The sequence below is a fragment of the Pseudoalteromonas sp. G5_S1_54_S4 genome (genome assembly GCF_054968565.1).
In genome coordinates this window covers 84,890-107,041 of record NZ_JBQKUL010000005.1, presented here as the reverse complement: position 1 = coordinate 107,041, position 22,152 = coordinate 84,890, and the positions used below count along the sequence as shown (strand labels likewise).

Genomic DNA, 22,152 nt, shown 5'->3' with positions numbered 1-22,152 from the left:
GTAGAAACGCGGTTTTTTTAACGACTTTTTAATAAAATTAAGCGGTACCACCTACCGTTAACTGATCAATTTTCAAACTTGGCTGGCCTACGCCTACTGGTACACTTTGACCGTCTTTACCACAAACACCTACACCTTTATCAAGCGCTAAATCATTACCTACCATAGAAATTTGTTGCATAACCTCAGGACCATTACCAATTAATGTTGCCCCTTTAATTGGCTGAGTAATTTTACCATTTTCAATTAAGTAAGCTTCTGAGGCACTAAACACAAACTTACCTGAGGTGATATCCACTTGGCCGCCACCAAAATTAGGGGCAAACACGCCTTTTTTAACCGTGCTGATAATATCAGCTTGGCTGTGCTCTCCACCTAACATGTAAGTGTTGGTCATACGTGGCATTGGTAAATGCGCGTATGACTCACGACGTGCGTTACCTGTTGGGTTTACCCCCATCAAACGCGCGTTCATTTTATCTTGCATATAGCCTTTTAAAATACCGTTTTCGATAAGTACGTTATAGGCTGCAGGCGTACCTTCGTCATCCACATTAAGTGAACCACGGCGATCGGCCATAGTGCCATCATCAACCACAGTACATAGCTCTGAAGCAACTTTTTGCCCTACTTTACCGCTAAACGCAGACGCGCCTTTACGGTTAAAGTCACCCTCGAGGCCATGGCCTACCGCTTCGTGTAACAACACACCTGGCCAGCCATTACCTAATACCACTTCCATAGTACCTGCAGGGGCATCAATAGCTTCTAAGTTTACTTTAGCTTGACGAACGGCTTCTTCTGCAAAACCCATCCAACGCGGCTTACCATCAACCAGCTCTTTAAAGTAACCATAATCTAGGCGCGCACCGCCACCAGCACCGCCACGTTCACGGCGACCATTTTTCTCTAGCAATACAGAGCAGTTTAAACGGATCAGTGGGCGAATATCGGTAGCAAAGGTGCCATCGCTAGCTGCAATTAATACTTCTTCGTATACCGCAGACATTGAGCTAATGACTTGCTCAGCATCTGGGGCTAATTCGCGAATATAGTTTTCAAGCTCACGTAACAAATTAACCTTATCGGTATCGCTCATGCTAGAAATTGGTTGATGTGGCGCGTACTGCTCTTTAGCAGCCACGTCACTAAATACTTTAACCGCTTTATCTTCACCTGCATCGGCAATACTACGTGCAGCAGTTGCGGCCTTATTTAGCGCTTCTAAATTAATTGCGTCTGAATACGAAAAACCAGTTTTGTCACCACTAACAGCCCGTACGCCAACACCACGTTCAACGTTATAAGACCCTTCTTTAACAAGGCCGTCTTCTAATACCCAAGACTCATGATGACTCGATTGAAAATAAAGGTCGGCATAATCAACTTTGTGCTGGTGAATATAAGCTAATGTTTTTTCGAGTTCTTCTCGATTTAGCTGGCTGTCGTGTAATAAATGCTGTTCAACCGAATTCATAATAATGGCTCTCTAAATCGTTGGTGAGATTGCAGCGGCATATCTCGTCTAATTTTGTGTAACTGGTTCAAATCTACGGTACAACTAATAAAACCAAGCCCTGTTGGTTTTTCACTTAATGTTTCACCCCAGGGCGATAACATCAGGCTGTGACCATAAGTTTGTCTACCGTTTTCATGTGTTCCATATTGCGCTGCAGCAATAACATAGCACTGTGTTTTTATTGCTCGTGCTGCAAGTAGCGGCTGCCAATGCGCTTTACCTGTTGGAACAGTAAACGCACTGGGTACTAATATAATTTCGGCGCCTTTGCGAACTAAGGCATTAAATAAACCAGCAAAACGCAAATCATAACACACTGTTAAACCAATTTTACCAAAGGGCGAATCAACGACCACAACCTCATCGCCGGCTTGAGTAAAATCGGATTCTCGGTAGCTGCCAGTCTGGTCATCTACCTCAACATCAAACAAGTGTATTTTGTTATAGCTTGCAACAATATTGCCTTGATTATTAAATAAATGAGAGGCGGCGTAATACTTATGCTGGTTATATGGCTCTGGTAACGTGCCAGCGTTTAACCAAATGTTGTGTTTACGGCACAATTCACTGATTTGCTGTTTATATTGTTCAATACGTTGAGACACTAACAACGTATCACCTGCGTGTTTACTAAACACTAAAAACGCTTCAGGTAAACATACTAACAAAGGTCGCGTGTTTGGCAGAGCAGCTAATGCTTGCTTTAAAAGTGCAATGTTATCATCAGGGTTTAAGCCAGAGCACATTTGCAATGCGATAATCGCAGGAGATGAGTTTATGTGTTGTTTATTCATTGTGTGGCGCTAACCTCGGCATCTTTAAGTTTTAACTCTGAGGATGCTTGTGGCTGACTTTGTGCTGCTTGCGGTAAAGTCACCTCTCGACTCTTACGATCTAACTCTTGTACCTGAGGATCGTTCATTTTGCCTGTTACTTTAAAGTTGATCTCTGAGATCACTCGGGCAGAATGAATCACTTTATCAATTGCTAAAGCTGCAAGCCCCGTTACTGGATTAACCATCCAAGCCACAATCACCGGAATGCTCGAGGTTACTTGTGGTGCCACGGCTAAGTCGTAGTCAATTTCGAGAGTATTTAAATTTGCATACCCTTTTATAGAGAGATCGGCAGGCACCCCATCCATTTTAGTATCTTGGGTATAGGCAATGCCCTTATCTATCTGCATGGTGCCTTGCATGCTGTTATAGAAAAAACCTTTAGAAAATACATCTCTAAAATCAAGTTTTAGCTTACGCATTAATGAATCAAGGCTCAGTAATGAAAATACCCGTGCGCCTCCATCACTCACCTCAGTTAAATGGCCTTCGCCTAAATCCCAACTAATTTCACCGTCTAAACTAGCAATGTCTAAGTTATAAGGTGCCGCTTGCCAATTTAGTTGATAATTTAGATTGGCGTTTGAGTCTTTAATAGTAGTGGTGATATCAAATTCATTAAATAAAGCGCCAATATCATCACTTTTAAGTTCGCCGCTCATTGCTGTTAGGCCATTTTGCCACTGCCCTTTAGTACGTAATATATGATCGCCCTTATCAACCACTAGCTCAGAAATAAGCAGCTTTTTACCATCGCCTAACAATGAGGCGCTTACCTTATCAAGCTGATAATGACTTACTTTACAATCGGCACATTCAAATTCAATAGCCGGTAATTTTGTAAGCCATGCAAGTTGTTCAGGGGTTGATTTTTCGCTCGGTTGCTCTGATTCTGTATCTAAAAAATTAAGCCTTAAATAATCGCTATTAATTCGAATCGGCTGACTTGATTGCCCGCTAGGTATAAATACTTCGGCTCTTAACTCTTTGGCATTGAGCTTTAATTGCAAATTATTATTTAGGGGCGATAAACGCATATCAAAATCATTAAACTGCATGCCACTCACGTTAAAAGAGTTAATATTCGCAACCACTTCATGTAAAGGCGGCATCACGCCCGGCGAGGCACTCTCAGGCTGCGCTTTAGCTACATTAATAATTTGATCAATTAAATCAATCCAAGGTAATAACTCACTCTGCACTAAATTAATACTCACCGCTAAATTTTGTGAGTTAAGCCCTAAGTCTTTTTCACCGATGATAAAATGAGCGTTGGTAAACTGCGATTGAGTATTGTCTAGAATGGCATTGAAATAAAATAACTCATTAATATTTGCAGTGATCAGATTAGAGATATCATCACCTTGAATAACCGCACTCAGAGGCCAAATTTGCTCACTGCTTTTTGTATATACTCCTGGCAAGGAACTATTTAAGCCAATAAGTGGCGATTCAACTTCGGCACGATAGTTAAACCCTTGCTCGGTAAAATTAAGCTCTAAAGCAATATCAACGTCACTTTGCCCGCTTAAGTAACCATCTAAAATGCCTTGACCATGGTTTATGAGTGTTTGCGCATCAAGCTGAGCATTTATATTTATATTAGCGCGATAATCCTCTGCGTTTGCGTCACTAGTGTAGTTAATCGTTAATGGCATACCAAGCCATGTAGCCGTAGCATCGGTGAGGTTTATTTGTTGATTATTAAAGCTAAGTTCACCCTTTAAATGCTCAAGCGAAATACCGGGAGCAGAAATATAAAGAGGTGCGTCGAGTAAATTAACCTTACCAGTTACACTCGCTCCGCCCTCAAATTGTGAACCGATTAGCAATTCAATATTTGCGCTGGCAAGCCCCTGTCCTTGCACAACATTAAAAATATCAGCTAATGGATTTGCTAAAGGCGTGGCGGCAAAAAAATCGTGCATTTTTTCAAGCTCAGCTTGCTTATCAATACTAACCACCAATGGCGCATCGCCCATTAAGTCATCAATACTCACATGCACACTACTGCCAACGTCAAGGTTTACCAGTTGGCCTTGCTGGCTATAAATATCCATTCGCTGATTTGCAAAATGCAGCTTTACACTGGCATTTGTGACTGCTGGCCAAGCCGGATCGAATTGATAGGTAGCATTATCTATTTGCGCTAAAACATCAAACTGCCCAGAACCATCGTCAAATGGAAAGCCTGATAATGGACCAGAAAATAACACCTGAGCATTTGTTACTTCACCTGATTTTATTGCGCCATTTAAATAACTAACTAACTCAGGGCTCATTAACGTTAAGGGAAAATAATGGCCAGCAATACTAGCATCGGGGGCAAATGCTTCGGCATATAAATCTAAGCGAGGCGTTTTACCTAAACTTAATTGCATCTGTGCGCTTAAGGTCACTTCATTGTTATCAAGCCACAGGTTATCACTGCTAATATGCCAATCGCCTGAGCGCTTAGCTAAATCTAATTCGATGTTTAGCTGGTTATAGTCAATATTATTACTAAAACTAGCACCTGTAATTAAATGGCTGTTTTCACCAAAAATAGTGATCCGCCCATATTGCTGATTAACTAATCCATCAACCCTTAAAGATTGAGCGGCGGGTACGGCGTTTTTCTCTTGCCAGCTAATTTCATCGGCTTCAAACCATAGTTGCCATTGCTTTGCATCGGCAAACTCTAGGTACGCGTTTTTTATTTCACCACTGGGTTGGCGAGCTAAGAAAGGGGTTAAGTCAGTAAAATTAGTTAATTCTGCTAAATCATTTAATAGGGCTAAATCGAGTTGTTGTAGCCATATTTTATTTTGCTTGCCTAATAAAGCTTCAAATTCGAGGCTAGGCCACGTTATCTCGTTGGTACTAAACGCTAGGCCGGTACTTTTTAACCGCCAGCTATTTTGCTCAGGGTATAAATGAAATCCCCCTTCACTTAGGCTGACTTTTTGTGTTTGCTCATTGAGTTGCCAATTTACCGCACTCGGTAACCACTGTACTTTTACGTCACTTACTAAGCCTTGCTCTAGCCTAAGCCATGCTTGTAAATTTAAATCACTATGCAGTTGCTGCTTTTGAGTATTAATGTACTGGGCTAACCAATTTGACACATCAACCTGATTAGCCTGCACATATAAATCGCCCACCATTTGCTCTAAGGTTTCACCTTTGAGCGCAATACGGGCATCAAAATTACCCACAGAAATACCCGGTAACGCTAGGCTACCGCTACCAAGATGCTGTTTATCTTGGTTTTGCCATACAATGTTTTCTAATAACAGTTTACGTTCTTTGTTATCTTCTAGTACAAAGCTGATGCTGGAGTTTTCTATTGCAAAGTGACCGGTTTCGCCTAAAAACAGTCCTTCTATTAGTTCTTTTTGCTCAAATGAAACTTCATCTTGATTACCAGCAAATAAATTAGCGACATTAACCTTGGTATGAAAGCCATTGATCACAAAGTAATTTGATTTAAGCTGCAGCGACTTTAAACTTTCCCAAAGGTTTAGCTCTAAACTGGTTTTAGCTATGGTTAAAGAGATAGGGGCTGTTTGGTTGTCTTTAAATGATAATTCTTCGAGTACTAAGGCTGGGCCATTACCTTGCCAACTTGCCGATATAGCGCCTATCGATAGGCTAATATCAAACTTGCTATCAAGATAATTTTCTATCTCGCCTTTATAGTCATTTGCGTAGGGTAAGGTGTATTTTAAAATAGAAACAATGACGGCCAGTAGCACCAAAATTACAGCACTTATTTGCCATAATTTGCGCACACAAAAGAAACAGGCCGCTTTAAATTTCATTACATCATTACCACATCAAACTGCTCTTGGCTGTATAAGCTCTCTGTTTGAATATTAACTTGCTTACCAATAAATAACTCTAACTCTGCAAGGTTATGATATTCGTCATTTAATAGCGCTTCACATACTGCAGGAGATGCATAAACTACAAACTTATCAGCTGCATAAGCGCGGTTAACACGTACTATCTCACGAAGGATTTCATAGCATACGGTCTCAACCGTTTTTTGAGAGCCTCGCCCTGAACATGCAGGACATACATCACACAGTATATGCTCTAAACTTTCGCGAGTTCGCTTGCGGGTCATTTCAACCAGCCCCAATGCCGATAAACCATTAATATTGGCTTTAGCACGATCTTTAGCGAGCGCAGATTCTAATGAGTGCATTACACGGCGTTTATGCTCATCGCTTACCATATCAATAAAGTCGATAATAATAATACCGCCCAAATTGCGTAGCCTTAGTTGACGGGCAATAGCTGAGGTTGCTTCAACATTGGTATTAAAAATAGTTTCTTCAAGGTTACGGTGACCAACAAAAGCGCCTGTATTTACATCAACAGTGGTCATCGCTTCAGTTTGATCTATGATCAAATAACCACCCGATTTTAAAGTAACTTTACGATGCAGTGCTTTTTGAATTTCACTTTCTACATCAAATAAATCAAAAATGGGGCGCTCACCTGGGTAATACTCAAGCACTTGTGATAACAAAGGCACAAACTCTTCAGTAAACAGCTTAAGCTCTTGGTAGGTAAGCTTAGAGTCAACACGGATGCGCTCCATATCTTCACCTACGTAATCACGTAACGTTCTAAAGGCAAGTGTAAGATCTTCATGCAAGATACTGGCTTTGCTTGTTTTTCTGCGTCTAGAGACGATTTTATCCCAGAGCTTTTTTAAAAAAGCTGCATCGTGTCTCAGCTCCGCTTCACTTGCGCCTTCAGCAGCTGTTCTGACAATAAAACTACCGTTTTCATCGCCGTATTCGGCTACAATTTTTTTCAGCCTTGCACGCTCTTCTTCCGTTTCGATACGCTGACTCACCCCAACATGTGTCGCATCAGGCATAAACACTAAATACCGTGAAGGTATCGTGATATCAGTGGTTAAACGTGCCCCTTTGCTACCCAAAGGGTCTTTAACCACTTGCACCATAATGTACTGACCTTGGCGAACCAGTTCACGAATATCTTGGACTTTTTTAATCGGCTCGTCGTCAACGCCCTCAACAATAGAGGCACTATTAACGATATCTGAAGCGTGTAAAAAGGCGGCTTTCTCTAGGCCTATATCAACAAAAGCGGCTTGCATACCTGGTAACACGCGGCTTATTTTACCTAAGTAAATATTACCCACGATACCTAAGTTACCAATACGTTCTAGCTGAATTTCTTGTAATACACCGTTTTCGATTAGGGCAACGCGACTTTCACTTGGCGTGACATTGATCAGTAGTTCTGTACTCATGCTACCCTCTTAAGAATGTATTTAATAATTGTTCTGTCTCATATAAAGGTAAGCCGACAACGGCAAAATAGCTACCCGAAATATGCGTTACAAAGCGCCCACCTACCCCTTGGATACCGTAACCACCGGCTTTATCTTGAGGCTCGCCCGTTTGCCAATAAGCATGTATTTCTTCATCACTGAGCGTTTTAAAGGTGACATCTGTACTGACCACACAACTGAGTACTTTATCTGATGTAGCAAAAGCGATGGCAGTTAACACTTGGTGCGTGTTCCCTGATAAGCGCTTTAAGGTTTGAGTAAAATCGTCTTTATCTCGAGGCTTACATAATGATTGGTTATCCATCACCACCACAGTATCACTACCTAGCACTGGCCGGTCAGTATAACCTTGCTCTACGCCCATTTGCGCCTTTAAACGCGCTAAACGCTCTACATAGTCATGCGGGAGCTCATTAGCAAGCTGACTTTCATCGGCATCAACACTAAACTGTGAAAATTCAATACCCAATTGGGTTAGAAGCTCTTTACGACGGGGAGACGCGGAGGCTAAATATACTGCGCAAGTCATTATCTGATCCTAAAATGTCTACGGTATTTTCGAAGTAATAAAAATACCCATATCCAGCTCAACATGCCTGTTAATACAGGCCATAAGTAATGTGGGCTAAAATAAACGCCAAGTAAAAAGTGATTTAACCAAAACTGCATTAAGTGGTAAAGCGTTAAGAACAAGCCTATAAGTAGGCTTTGTTGCCACAATGAAAAATTGCGAATTTTTTGGAAGTTACTTGCAGTAACAAAAATACACACTGAATAAGTTAAGGAATTAACACCCAATGAGGAGCCTGTTGCTAAGTCAATTAATAACCCAACAACCCAAGCAGTCCCTATATTTAGTCTATGCGGTAAAGCTAAAGACCAGTACATAAGCACCAATAGCACCCAATCAGGACGAAATGGTTCAAGTGAAAAAGGTAACGGCATTAGCGCCATTACTAATGCAAAGAAAATACTTAATGCGATTAAAAGCATATGACGGTTAATCATCACCCATCAACTCCTGCTGATTTAGCCATAACACCACTAATAACCGAATTCGATCTAATTGAGCTATCGGCTCAGCAAATACTTGCGCAAAAGGTTGGCCTTCATCACGAGTTATTTCGGTGATCACCGCTACCGGATAACCTTCAGGAAAGGTACCTCCTAGGCCAGATGTCACCAGCACATCACCAATACGCACATCTAAGCTATGCGGCACATGTGATAGCTTTAGCACGTTAATTTTACCGATACCTTCAACCACTGTGCGCACATCGTTTCGTAATATACGCACCGGTGTTGCATGGGTGGTATCTGTAATTAACAGCACCCGCGAGGTTGTTGAACCAACTTTAGTCAACTGCCCGACTAACCCCATATCATCAATCACCGCTTGGCTTTCGCTTAAACCATCGGTGGTTCCCCGATTTATCACCACTTGGTGACTATAAGGATTTGAATGAACAGAAAGTACTTGAGCAATAATTTTACGATTGGTGTGTTTAGAGGAAGAGCCAAGTAATGCACGAAGTTTTTGATTCTCTTTTGCTAAAAACTCATACTGCTGGATTTGCTCACTTTGCAATACTTGCTTCTTTTTGAGTGCTTCGTTTTCGGTTAGTAACTGCTCACGGGTATGCAAACTTTTGGCGCTAAAGCTAAATACTTCGTAAGGTAGGTTAGCAACATAAATAAGTGGACTGACCAACGTATTCAAACTAGTACGAATGTTCTCGCCACCTTGCGTGTACTTGTCTCCAAGGATCAATACGATACTCAAAAGCACTGCGACAAAAAGTCGCAGTTGCAAAGAAACCGTTTTTTCAAACATTGATTTCATTAATCGTAACTAAAAACGTCACCACCGTGCACATCAATCATTTCAAGGGCCTTGCCGCCGCCACGTGCAACACACGTAAGTGGATCATCAGCAACAACCACTGGAATGCCCGTTTCTTCCATTAGCAGGCGATCTAAATCCTTAAGTAATGCGCCGCCGCCAGTTAACACCATACCATGCGCTGAAATATCAGATGCCAGCTCAGGTGGAGACTGCTCAAGCGCCACCATGACAGCGCTTACAATCCCCATTAGTGGCTCTTGTAATGCTTCTAAGATTTCATGCGAGTTAAGCGTAAATGAACGAGGTACGCCTTCTGCAAGGTTACGACCACGCACTTCTATCTCTACTGGCTCGTCTGTTTTAAATGCCGATCCAATTTGGTGTTTAATATTCTCAGCGGTGGCTTCACCGATTAAGCTACCAAAGTTACGACGTACATAATTAATAATGGCTTCATCGAACTTATCACCACCAATGCGTACTGAAGATGAATACACAACACCATTAAGTGAAATAATAGCGACTTCTGTTGTACCGCCACCAATATCAACCACCATAGAACCCGTTGCTTCAGACACCGGTAAACCGGCACCAATTGCAGCTGCCATTGGCTCTTCGATTAAGTAGACTTCGCGAGCACCTGCACCCATTGCTGATTCACGAATTGCACGCTTTTCAACTTGCGTAGCACCACATGGCACACAAATAAGCACGCGTGGGCTTGGGCGCATAAAATTATTATTGTGCACTTGTTTGATGAAGTGCTGTAACATTTTTTCAGTAACATAAAAATCAGCGATCACACCGTCTTTCATTGGACGTATAGCTTTAATATTACCAGGCGTACGGCCCAACATTTGCTTAGCTTCTGTACCTACAGATGCAACACTTTTAGGTCCACCAGCACGCTCTTGACGAATAGCAACAACTGAAGGTTCGTTTAATACAATACCTTCTTCTTTTACATAAATTAGTGTGTTGGCTGTACCTAAATCGATCGATAGATCGTTTGAAAAAATACCACGGAGTTTTTTAAACATGAGGCTGGATGACCTTTGAAATTCGTTCTTATTGTAGTTGCGCTTACTTTAACATTCTCAACACAATGAGCAATGTAAAGCGCAGCCGTCTTTTTAATCATTAAAAAGAGGAAGCACCGCTTCCCCATTAAATATTATCGTTCGCTCATTAAGCGAAAGCCAATATAATTAGCTCTAAAATCTGGCGCTAAAATTAAACGCGTTGATGCACGAGCAAGGCTAGGGGCAAAATTCCATGCACCTCCGCGAACAACGGCATCTTTTTTATTCCCTGTGCTACTAGTCCATTCCCATACATTGCCTACAGTATCGTATAAGCCAAATGCATTTGCAGAGAAAGACCCTACCGGAGCCGTGCGTTTATTCGACCACTCGCTACCACACCAACCACAGTTAGCTAGGTTTTTACCAATTTCGTTACCCCATGGGTACTCTGTCTCAGTGCCTGCACGCGCCGCATATTCCCACTCAACCTCAGTAGGTAAACGATACGTTTGCGCTGTTTTATCAGAAAACCATTCAGCGTAAGCAATAGCATCATTTTTTGTCAAACACACAGCAGGAAACTCATTGGTTTGCTCAAATCCTGGAGCACGCCAATTTAAGCTTGCTTCCCAAACAGGTTCGCCGTTGAGGTAATATGCGCAACCTTTGCCTTTTTCAGCTTCGGTTTTATATTGCGTTTCGTTTACAAACGCTTCAAATGCGCCAACAGTCACTTCTTTGCTCTGCATAGCAAAAGATTCACTAATCGTTTTTTCAACCACGGGGCGTTCATTTTCAAGCCCATTGCCGTTTATATCACCCATTTTAAATTTGCCAACGGGGATCATCACTGCTGATGGGTCCACCATAGGTGGGCGTGTATCAACTTCCATTCCTTTTGGGCAATCTGCTTGTATTATTTGCTCTCGCTTTTTAGTCGGTGCAGCAATCGACTCTGACTTTTTTTCCAACTGAGCAAAAAGCGTTCGCGTTTTCTTTAAGTCAATTCGCGCTTTATAAGGGATGTAACCCTCTTTGCGTATTTCTAATTTATGCAAACCACGTGGTAAGTTCGTCACCAAACGAGTAGAACCTACTCGAATATCATTAATAAATACTTCATCGCCGTGTACATTAGAGCGTAAGGTTAACTGAACTAATTGATCTTTCTTGTTCTCAGCGACCACTTTAGGCTTTTTATTAACTGTTTTAGCGACAACGGCAGCGGCTTTATTATCCCCATTATCGCTGAATGTTAACTGACTATCAGAGAAAGTAGTGCTATAAGCTGGCTGATAAGTATTTGCCAGCGGGGTACCATACTCTAAACAAAAACTATTATTCACACTAAGTAAGTGACATAAACGACTGCTGTTTACATCTCCGCGCATAGTAACGCTTAAATTGACGTTGTAATCACCTTGCCCGCTAAATGCGCTCTTAATCACGTGACTACTTAAAATTTGTACTTGTGCCCCTGCCATGTCTCGCTTAGGTTCAACAAGACGTTTTTCTGTAAGATTTTCAAATATTTGATCTAAAAAACGTTTAGTTGCCTTTTTCAGCCCTATTTGCTGACCGCTCTGCTCACATGCCGCCAGTGTTTCAGTGCGCTTACAGTTAATGGTATGGTCAACTTCAAGCGTACCCTCTCGGGTAAACTCATTGCGTAATCGCTCTACACGCGCCGTGGTATATTGCACTTTTAAGCTTTCAATAGTGTTTTGAAGTGCATGTTTATCAGCGCGAATTTGCTCAATATCTTTTAGATGGGATGCAATTGCCGCCAATTGCATAGAAATATCATTTTTATTTTGTTCTTGATCAACAACGGCTTTTTGATAACGCGACTGTGCAGAGGTAATGTCTAGCGATGGATTATCAATTAAACGTCGATACATATCATTCATCGCATCCAACGCTTGGTTTTTTTCTTTATCAAGCTGTGTGGAACGCGTTCTGAGCAATTCAAGTTGTGTTTGAAGTTGATTCTCTTCTTTTAAATATTTGTCGAGCATCGTCGTTGAACGAGTGTATTCTGTTTGTTTCGTATTAATCTCTGATTCAATTCTGTTTACAGTAGTTGTATCTTGTGCAAATACTGTGCTTGCAAAAAAGCTAGCAGAAATTAACAGAGATAAAGGAGCAATTCGCATATATTCCAGTCCCAAAAAAGCGGCAATTATTTGGTTATTATTATTTTTTATAATAAAACCTTATGCTATGTACTTGAAGCACAAAACACAAGCTTTGTTCATTTATTATCTCAGTTTACAACTATTATCCCGTTTCATGCCAGTAAATAACCGTTTCATTTGTACTAAATAGCTAATTTATTTAACAACACCGAGATTTATCTGCATTTTACGCTATTAAGATGCCAATTTAGCCGCGTATTCATATTTTTTAGTTTGCTTAAGTAATAAAAACTGAGTCAAAATAACGCTATTACACAGCACATTCATCATGTAACTAATGAAAAAGAGTGATAATGCCAATACCATTCAGTATTAATGAACATAGCTATTTACAAACAATTACCAGTGAATTACTAACAGACAAAAAAATAACTTTAACTATTAAGCGCGATGATTTATTGCATCCACTTATCAGCGGTAATAAATGGCGAAAGCTCAAATACAATTTAGTTCGTATGCAACAACTGGGTAAATCTGAATTACTTACATTTGGTGGTGCTTTTTCAAATCACATTCATGCGTGCGCCGCTGCTGGTAAAGAGTTTAACTTAACAACCCACGCAATTGTGCGCGGCCCACAGCTTGATCTAAATAATCCTACTCTAAAATTTGCACAGCAATGTGGTATGCAGTTATATGCAGTCAATCGTATAGAGTACAAACAACGACATGATGAAGCCTATTTAGCCGCATTACAGGCACGCTTTCCAAACGCATACATTCTACCTGAAGGAGGCACTAACGAGTTTGCTATAGAGGGATGTAAAGAGCTTGCCCAGAGTTTACCTGAGCACGACTACTTAATCTGTCCAACTGGCAGTGGCGGCACCTTGGCTGGATTGATAGAGGGCAGCTCAAATAAAATCAACCTACTAGGGATTGCTGTTTTAAAGCAAGCCGACTACCTGCGGGACGAAATACGCGCTCTTAGCCCTAAAGCAAAATCACAAAATAACTGGCAACTACTTACGCAATTTCACGGTGGTGGATATGGTCGTTTTACAGCTGATTTATGGCAGTTTTGCCAACACATGCAGCATCAACATCAATTACCCTTGGAGCCTATTTACAGCGGTAAAATGATGTACGCACTTTGGCAGCTCATCAATAATGATTACTTTGCCCCTAACAGCAAAATTATTGCAATACATACTGGTGGGTTGCAAGGTTTAGAAGGGCTAAAATATCGCAAATTAGTGTAGAGTATATTTAACTTGTTAATTGCTTAGCATTAGTGAAATGCGACTTGAGTATAATTGGGAAGAAATTTAGAAAAATATCCTCCTTGCGCGCCGCTAATGCCTATTACTTTTAAAAGTTGTAGCTCCTGAGGCGTCTCTACATCAAGTGCAAATACTGACAAGCTCAATAATCTACTTATATGCACAATTCCCCTAACGTATTTTTGTTGTGAATTACTGCGCTCTATCCCATGGACAAGTTCAGAAGCTAAGTTAAGCCCTGATATTTGTTTATTAAGCGTAAACTTAAAAATATTTTTACTGCTTCTCACATCATCAATTACAATATTGCAGTTTAGTGCCGCTATTGCTGCAAAAGCGCCTTGCAAACGTAATTGATTATTTAAGAATTCTGATTCATTTATAGAAAATTGCAGTGTATGTTGGTTTTTTAAGTCATTGATATAAGCAGTTAACCAGCTCCAAAACTCGTTATTAAACCAGTTTTTAGGATGTAACTTAATACTAATAACTGACGATGATTTATCTATAAGCAATAGTTTTTTTACTTGCATAACTACCGCTTGATCGTGCAATAGCGCCTCACCTTCGTTATAAAATTGACTGATACTTTCTTGATTAAGTAATTGTTTATTTCCCCTGTCATTACTTTTAATTGATACGTAATGCTTAATAATAGCGCCGCTATCGAGCTCGTATACTGGTTGAAATAAAATAGCCAATTTTTGCTTTTTAATTCGTTGTGGTATTGAGTGTCTATCGAGCTGTTGGACATGACCATAATTTAACGCTAATTGGTGATAATGCTTAACTCGATTTTGCTGCGAAAGAGTAAGTGCCGACTTTGCCAACTGATACACCATAACCTGATCAGCCTCTGAATAATAAGTACATAAACCTACTTTTACATGCCTCTGTGCAGTTCTTGGCGCCAATACATGAGCGGCACTTACAATGCATTGATGTAAATATTTAGCGCAATTGAGTTTATCAATTGCATCAATCCCTTTGAGAGTAAAAGCGAAATTGCCTGCAGTTAATAACTTAACGGATATTTCAGTCGTATTAATAAAGTCTTTTGCCAATAAGACTTTAAGAGTCGCTTGTAAGTCAGTGTTTGCATCAAAATGGCATTCACACTGAATAAGTGCAAATACATTATATTTAATTGCTTCCTGCACATTAGTTGTCGCTATTGGAGCGAGCTGTAAAGAACTCACTTTGGGTGCATAACGTACTTTCTTATTATTAAAGTGCTGCTGACGTTTAGAGGTCATTGTGCTGTTTTTTATTGTTTTAGGCTTTTTAAAACGTCGAATACAAAGCATAGCGAGCAAAAGAACCGCGTTTATTATTAAAAACAAATAGCTATAGCTATACCAAACTGGCCATGAGTAGAGCAAAATTCCTTTTGAGTTAGCGCTAAAATAATGTTTTTGTTTTTCTATATAAATAGAGTTTTTATTAGGGGCGAGCGTAAAAGGCGTATTTGCAATAAGTTGTTTTTCATTGGCCAATGGCTGTTGCAATTGCTTCGCTAGCTTTAAACCAACTTGCTCGTTTTGATGCTGTAAAACCAAACTTAAACCGCTATTAATAATCACTAGCAAGGCGATACACAGAGCATAAAACAAAGCATTTGAATAATTGGTAAAGTGAAATTTACTGGCTTTCATAACCCACCGGCACATCAAATAAGTTATTAAAGTGTTGTCTACTATTTGCAATTGTACAAGCCAATAATAAAAGTTTAGCGAAGGTTTAAAAGTTAGTACTTAATGTTTATAAACATTATATTTAGCCTTCAATTAGTTAACTAAACAGCAGTCATTATTTATATATTAGTTTGAACAAAGGAGGGCTTGGCTCAAAAAATAAAAACACCAATATCACAGTGCTTTTTACACATTCATATGTTTACTTTAGGAAGTGTTTATTCAGATTTAAAAACTGTAGAAATGGAATACGGTCATTTTTTAATAAAAAAGCCGCTTAATAGCGGCTTTCTAGAAAATTTTTCAACATTTTTTTGTCTTAGATTAGAACGGGATATCGTCATCAAAGTCGATTGTTGGTTCCATAGGGTTTGATGCGCCACCTTGCGGTGCATTTTGTGGCTTAGGTGCAAACCCGCCTTGCTGTTGTGGTGCACTATTTTGTTGTGGTGCAAAACCACCTTGCTGCTGTGGCTGGTATTGGTTGTTTTGCTGCGGTGCTGGCTGCTGAGCAGGTGCAGATTGCTGCTGTGGAGCATAACTGCCTTGCTGGCTATTTTGGCCTTGGTTATTTTGACCATAACCACCGCTTTGTTGCCCGCCTTGGTTTCCTTGATAGCCACTACTTTGTTGACCACCTTGGTTACCTTGATAGCCACCACTTTGTTGATCGCCACCGCGTGCACCTAGCATTTGCATTTGACCCGTAAAGCCATCAACAACGATTTCAGTGGTGTATTTTTCTTGGCCTTGTTGATCAGTCCATTTACGGGTTTGAAGTTTACCTTCTACATAAATTTGTGATCCCTTGCGGCAGTATTCACCCACAATTTCAGCTAACTTGCCAAAAAATACCACACGGTGCCACTCAGTTTTATCAACCATTTGGCCAGTGTTTTTATCTTTATAGCTATCTGAAGTTGCTAAGGTAATATTTGCTACACCATTACCATTAGGCATGTAACGAACTTCAGGATCTTGCCCTAAATTACCAACCAAAATTACTTTGTTCACACCGCGTGCCATGGAACCATCTCCTATAAACGTTAGATTAAACCAGCCACTCTTCGGGCTTGGTCTAGGTCAAATTCTTTATCATTAATCTTTAAGTAGCTACGACTTTCATCGCGAACTACGGTTGCTTCTATTACGCCGGGTAAAGCAACTAACTGAGAAGCCAGTGTTTGTGCCTGCTCTTCAGAATCTAATTGGGTCATTAAACTAATAACTTTGCTTTTCGGTGGGACTTGCATTTTCCACGCAATAATAAGCCATATTACCCCAACAAGTGCCGCCGCCGCAAACACAGCTTGCGTACTAGTTGTTTGTGCTACATACCCGCCAAGCATGCCGCCTAAAAAAGCGCCTAAAAACTGGCTCGATGAATACCCCCCCATGGCTGAGCCTTTTTGGCTTGCTGGAGCAATACGCGACACAAGAGCCGGCATAGTGGCTTCTAAAAAGTTAAACGCAACAAAATATAACAGCATACAAACCGCAATACCAACAACGCTGTTTGCCCACATAGACATACTTAACATGCTGACTATTAAAACCATAACAGAACCAATAAAGGCTTGTTTTTCTTTCTCTTTTTTAATTGCCACTATCATCACGGGCACCATTAAAAAAAACGCCAAAAATAAAACCGGAATATAAAGCTGCCAATGGTTTTCGGCCACTAAGCCATCTTTAATTAATTGGCTTGGTAATACTACAAAAATAGTCGTTAATGTTAGATGCAGCAATAATACGCCTGCATTTAAACGTGCCAGCTGTGGGTGTTTAATCAATTTTTTGATGTCACTAAAACTGGCAAGCGTATCGCCTTTAGGGGCTTTATTTATTGCACTGGGAACGAGCATAGTGACTATAAAAATACCACACACAGCCAAAATAGCCGTTAGCCAAAATACGCCTGCAATGCCCCATGAAGCTGCCACTATCGGCCCTAATAACATCGCAAACGCAAAGCTCATGCCGATGCTCATGCCAATCACCGCCATCACTTTGGGGCGCTGTTCATCACGGCTTAAATCTGATGCAAACGCTAATAATGCGCTGGCGATAGCTCCCATGCCTTGTAATGCACGCCCTACCGTCACCATTTGAATAGACTCTGCCAAAGCGGCAATTACCGAACCTAAAGCAAACACCGCCAAACCACCGACTATGACTTTTTTACGACCTATTTTATCGGAAAGTCTCCCCATTGGGATTTGTAATACGGCCTGAGTTAAACCATACGCACCAATTGCAAAACCAATCCAGATAGGTGAAAAGCCTTCAAGCTCTTGACCATAAATAGCTAAAACAGGCATCAGCATAAACAAGCCGAGCATTCTAAATGCAAACACACTCGCTAACGATACGGCGGCGCGTTTTTCTCGTGAATTAAGTGAAGATGCGGTCATTATTTGCGTGATCTTACTGTGTTAAAAAATTAGGCAAGGATTCTATCACAAGCTTGGCAATAATTAATCGTCTATAACTAAGGATTTTTTCGATGATCAAGGATTAATATTGCAGCGTATTATGCGATACTGAGCAAATAATTTTGGCAATAAACGAGATAGCATGGAAAACATTGAAGTCCGAGGCGCCCGCACGCACAATTTAAAAGACATCAGCCTAACCATCCCACGTGATAAACTAATTGTTATTACTGGCTTATCTGGTTCAGGAAAGTCATCACTTGCATTTGATACGCTGTATGCAGAAGGGCAACGCCGGTATGTTGAATCACTCTCTGCTTATGCAAGGCAGTTTTTGTCATTAATGGAAAAGCCCGATGTAGATCATATTGAAGGCCTTTCTCCTGCTATTTCCATAGAACAAAAATCAACCTCGCATAATCCCCGTTCAACCGTGGGAACTATTACTGAAATCTACGATTATTTACGCTTGATGTTTGCACGAGTCGGTGAGCCTCGCTGCCCGACTCATGATTTACCGCTCGCGGCGCAAACAATCAGCCAAATGGTCGATACCGCACTGGCGCTGCCTGAAGGCACAAAGTTAATGCTCTTGGCGCCTGTTGTTAAAGACCGTAAAGGCGAACATGTAAAGCTATTAGAGCAGCTTGCAAGCCAAGGCTACATTCGCGCACGTATTGATGGCGAAGTGTGCGACCTATCTGATCCACCACCGCTAGATTTACATAAAAAGCACACAATTGAAGTCGTGGTTGATCGCTTTAAAGTCAAAGACGGCCAGCAACAACGTCTCGCGGAATCATTCGAAACAGCACTTGAAATGTCAGGCGGCGTTGCCAACATTGCGTTTATGGACGATAGCAATGCTGAAGAAATGCTGTTTTCAGCAAATTTTGCCTGTCCAACCTGTGGCTATGCGATGACAGAGCTTGAACCGCGTCTATTTTCGTTCAACAATCCAGCTGGGGCTTGTCAAAGCTGTGACGGTTTAGGTGTAAGGCAATACTTTGACCCTAATCGCGTGGTTCATAACCCTGAGATAAGTTTAGCTGGCGGTGCAATTAAAGGTTGGGACAAACGTAGCTTTTACTACTATCAAATGTTGCAAGCAGTTGCACAACATTACGACTTTGATTTAGATGTGCCTTATCAGGAACTAGCTAAAGAACATAAGAAAATTATTCTAGATGGCTCGGGTGATACTAAAATTGCATTTAATTACCGTAATGACCGCGGTGATTTAATTACACGTAATCATGTATTTGAAGGCGTGTTAAATAATATGAACCGCCGCTACCGCGAAACTGAATCAAACTCTGTGCGTGAAGAGCTAGCTAAGTATCAAACTAGTCAAGCGTGTCCTAGTTGTAAAGGTTCGCGCCTTCGCCAAGAAGCACGTAACGTATTTATTGGTCAAACTAACTTACCAACCATCACACATATGAGTATTGGTGAGGCAATGAGCTTTTTTGAAGGCTTGCATTTGACTGGGCAAAAAGGCCAAATTGCGGAGAAGATTTTAAAAGAAATTCGCGATCGTTTATCTTTCTTAATAAATGTTGGCCTAAATTACTTATCACTTGAGCGCAGCGCCGACACGCTCTCTGGCGGTGAAGCACAGCGTATTCGTTTAGCGAGTCAAATTGGCGCTGGATTAGTAGGTGTAATGTATGTACTGGATGAACCTTCAATTGGTTTACACCAACGTGATAACGACCGTTTATTAAAAACCTTAGTGCATTTACGTGATTTAGGTAACACCGTTATTGTTGTAGAGCATGATGAAGACGCCATTCGCGCCGCTGATCATATTATTGATATTGGTCCAGGTGCTGGTGTGCATGGCGGCCATGTTATTGCTCAAGGTACACGCGATGATATTTTAGCGAGCAAAGACTCGGTTACCGGTCAGTTTTTATCGGGGGTGCGTAAAATTGAAGTGCCTAAAGAGCGCCATGCTACTAATGATAAATGGTTAGAGCTGTTTGGCGCTACCGGTAATAACTTAAAAAATGTTGATTTAAAAATACCCTTTGGCTTAATGACCTGTATTACCGGTGTATCGGGCTCAGGTAAATCTACACTCATCAACGACACCTTATTTAAACTCGCTCACACTGAGCTTAATGGTGCCACAACCGCAGAAGCGGCCCCTTACAAGTCAATTGCAGGTCTTGAACACTTTGACAAAGTGATTGATATTGACCAAAGCCCTATTGGCCGCACACCGCGTTCAAACCCTGCAACTTATACTGGTATTTTCACCGGTATTCGTGAACTGTTTGCGGGTACTCAAGAAGCCCGTTCACGTGGTTACAAAGTAGGTCGCTTTAGCTTTAATGTTAAAGGTGGGCGTTGTGAGGCATGCCAAGGTGATGGCGTTATTAAAGTAGAAATGCACTTTTTACCTGACGTATATGTGCCGTGTGATGTATGTAAAGGTAAACGTTATAACCGCGAAACCTTAGAAGTACAATATAAAGGCAAAAACATCAACCAAGTGCTCGATATGACCGTTGAAGATGCCCATGACTACTTTGATAAAATACCGGCCATAGCACGCAAACTTAAAACCCTAATGGATGTTGGACTTTCTTATATCCGCTTAGGCCAAGCCGCTACAACACTTTCTGGTGGTGAAGCACAGCGAATTAAGTTAGCACGTGAGCTTTCTAAGCGTGATACCGGTAAAACGCTATATATATTAGATGAGCCAACAACAGGCCTGCACTTTGCAGATATAGAGCAGTTATTAGTAGTACTGCATCGTCTGCGCGATCATGGCAATACCATTGTAGTGATTGAGCACAATTTAGATGTCATCAAAACAGCCGACTGGATCGTTGATTTAGGTCCTGAAGGTGGTGCTGGCGGCGGTGAAATACTGATTGCAGGTACACCAGAAGAAGTGGCTGAATGCCAGCGCTCTCATACTGGGCACTACTTAAAACCGTTATTAAATAAATAACGGTAATACGCTTTAGATAAGGAAAGTCGGTGTTAAGGTATTTAAAAATTGCAAAATGGCGTGCTAATAAGCAGTTTAAGCAACAGCAAAAAAGCTGGCAACCACACCAAGTTAAACTGCTTAGCCATATAAAAAGCATATGGTTTAACCTTAACACCGCGCAAAAGCTTTACCTTCTTGCACTTATAAGTTTAGCTATTTTTAAGTTAACCTGGTTGTGCGCCAGCATCACCATTGTTGCACTGATCGTAGAATTTTGGCCTAAGTTTAATCAACTATGGAATTCACTCGCCGGTAAAGCACTTATTTTGGTATTTTATGCCAGTATTGCTAACTTTGTTTTAGCAAGTGCTAGTGGCATTGTAAATGAAGTCACTCAGGTATCAGCTAATCACTTTAATTACACTCATAACTTTGCCACTTTATTATATTTACCGCCTTGGACACTAGGAATAACTCTGGCAACACTGCTCGGCTTACAACTTATTTTGCCTTTTTACATCATAGTGTTATTACTAATCAAGCCATTTGGATCTGATCGCATAAAGTTTATTAGCCAAAGCTACTCACCACTTCTAACTGCATTAACCCGCTTTTTTTTAGCGACGGTAGTGTTTGTAAGTCTGATTGCATTTATTGATGAAAAACCGCCTGAAAAAGTATTAAACGATATAGTAAATAGCTTTGAAAATAGCCAATCGCTCGCAAATAAATCACCCGCTGAACAAGAGCAAGCCATAGAAAAGTTGAGTGAGCAAATAGAGAAAAAACTCCCCTCTTCAGACAATGACAGCGCTCAGACAAAAACATTTGGTATTCGCTTAGAAGGCGAAGATGAGAACACTCAAACGGTTAGGCAGTTTTTAGATACTAAAGGCTACTTTGAACGTAGTAAGCGCTTAATTGCCATGTTTGCCTATAGTTATGAAGCAGACAGTTATTCACGTTGTAAGAAATCAACAGAGAGTAAGTCAATCGAGCTCAATGATTACGAAATTATTGAAATAACGCCTGATCAAAGCATGCCTTACGGTTATCAATTTATAGTTAGAGCCTGTGAGTCTGCCGGTATTTCTGCTACAAAACATTAA

At 40.8% G+C, this 22,152-nt stretch carries 15 protein-coding genes; 3 read left to right on the top strand and 12 right to left on the bottom strand.

Going from position 1 to position 22,152, the window contains the following annotated elements:
• Window positions 1-37: 37 nt before the first annotated feature.
• From tldD to ACTRWE_RS03660, 9 genes are all read right to left on the bottom strand, one after another.
• Entirely contained in the window at window positions 38-1,477 is a 1,440-nt protein-coding gene (gene tldD, locus ACTRWE_RS03700; protein ID WP_462879512.1) for a metalloprotease TldD, read from the bottom strand.
• Complete coding sequence (locus ACTRWE_RS03695; RefSeq protein ID WP_462879511.1) at window positions 1,474-2,313, bottom strand: carbon-nitrogen hydrolase family protein; 840 nt, start codon at window positions 2,311-2,313, stop codon at window positions 1,474-1,476. The genes tldD and ACTRWE_RS03695 overlap by 4 nt, the downstream gene beginning before the upstream one ends.
• Window positions 2,310-6,158, bottom strand: a complete 3,849-nt coding sequence (locus ACTRWE_RS03690) for a YhdP family protein (RefSeq protein ID WP_462879510.1) — start codon at window positions 6,156-6,158, stop codon at window positions 2,310-2,312. Before ACTRWE_RS03690 ends, ACTRWE_RS03695 begins: the two co-directional genes overlap by 4 nt.
• Entirely contained in the window at window positions 6,158-7,630 is a 1,473-nt protein-coding gene (rng, locus tag ACTRWE_RS03685; RefSeq protein ID WP_462879509.1) for a ribonuclease G, read from the bottom strand. Before rng ends, ACTRWE_RS03690 begins: the two co-directional genes overlap by 1 nt.
• Before the next feature lies 1 nt (window position 7,631).
• Window positions 7,632-8,201, bottom strand: coding sequence for a Maf family protein (locus ACTRWE_RS03680; RefSeq protein WP_462879508.1), 570 nt, complete (start codon window positions 8,199-8,201; stop codon window positions 7,632-7,634).
• Window positions 8,201-8,680, bottom strand: coding sequence for a rod shape-determining protein MreD (mreD, locus tag ACTRWE_RS03675; protein ID WP_016900308.1), 480 nt, complete (start codon window positions 8,678-8,680; stop codon window positions 8,201-8,203). The genes ACTRWE_RS03680 and mreD overlap by 1 nt, the downstream gene beginning before the upstream one ends.
• Window positions 8,673-9,515, bottom strand: a complete 843-nt coding sequence (gene mreC / locus ACTRWE_RS03670) for a rod shape-determining protein MreC (RefSeq protein ID WP_016900309.1) — start codon at window positions 9,513-9,515, stop codon at window positions 8,673-8,675. The genes mreD and mreC overlap by 8 nt, the downstream gene beginning before the upstream one ends.
• A complete protein-coding gene (locus ACTRWE_RS03665; protein WP_013463921.1) occupies window positions 9,515-10,558 on the bottom strand; it encodes a rod shape-determining protein in 1,044 nt (347 codons plus the stop codon). Before ACTRWE_RS03665 ends, mreC begins: the two co-directional genes overlap by 1 nt.
• A gap of 134 nt (window positions 10,559-10,692) precedes the next feature.
• Entirely contained in the window at window positions 10,693-12,699 is a 2,007-nt protein-coding gene (locus tag ACTRWE_RS03660; protein WP_028834499.1) for a formylglycine-generating enzyme family protein, read from the bottom strand.
• Between the two features lie 335 nt (window positions 12,700-13,034).
• Here ACTRWE_RS03660 and ACTRWE_RS03655 point away from each other — a divergent pair, with 335 nt between their 5' ends.
• Window positions 13,035-13,943, top strand: coding sequence for a 1-aminocyclopropane-1-carboxylate deaminase/D-cysteine desulfhydrase (locus tag ACTRWE_RS03655; RefSeq protein ID WP_350607959.1), 909 nt, complete (start codon window positions 13,035-13,037; stop codon window positions 13,941-13,943).
• A gap of 29 nt (window positions 13,944-13,972) precedes the next feature.
• Here ACTRWE_RS03655 and ACTRWE_RS03650 read toward each other — a convergent pair whose 3' ends face one another.
• The 3 genes from ACTRWE_RS03650 to ACTRWE_RS03640 form a co-directional block, all read right to left on the bottom strand.
• Window positions 13,973-15,619 carry an EAL domain-containing protein gene (locus ACTRWE_RS03650; RefSeq protein WP_462879507.1) on the bottom strand — a complete coding sequence of 549 codons (1,647 nt, stop codon included), beginning with the start codon at window positions 15,617-15,619 and terminating at the stop codon, window positions 13,973-13,975.
• Between the two features lie 363 nt (window positions 15,620-15,982).
• Complete coding sequence (gene ssb / locus ACTRWE_RS03645; RefSeq protein WP_024602151.1) at window positions 15,983-16,684, bottom strand: single-stranded DNA-binding protein; 702 nt, start codon at window positions 16,682-16,684, stop codon at window positions 15,983-15,985.
• Between the two features lie 20 nt (window positions 16,685-16,704).
• The gene (locus ACTRWE_RS03640; protein WP_024602150.1) at window positions 16,705-18,072 is read right to left on the bottom strand and encodes an MFS transporter; all 1,368 of its coding nucleotides are present in this window, start codon (window positions 18,070-18,072) and stop codon (window positions 16,705-16,707) included.
• 163 nt (window positions 18,073-18,235) lie between these two features.
• Between ACTRWE_RS03640 and uvrA the strand changes: the two genes are divergently transcribed.
• On the top strand, window positions 18,236-21,061 hold the full coding sequence (gene uvrA, locus ACTRWE_RS03635; RefSeq protein WP_024602149.1) for an excinuclease ABC subunit UvrA: 2,826 nt from the start codon (window positions 18,236-18,238) through the stop codon (window positions 21,059-21,061).
• 29 nt (window positions 21,062-21,090) lie between these two features.
• Entirely contained in the window at window positions 21,091-22,152 is a 1,062-nt protein-coding gene (locus tag ACTRWE_RS03630) for a hypothetical protein (RefSeq protein WP_462879506.1), read from the top strand.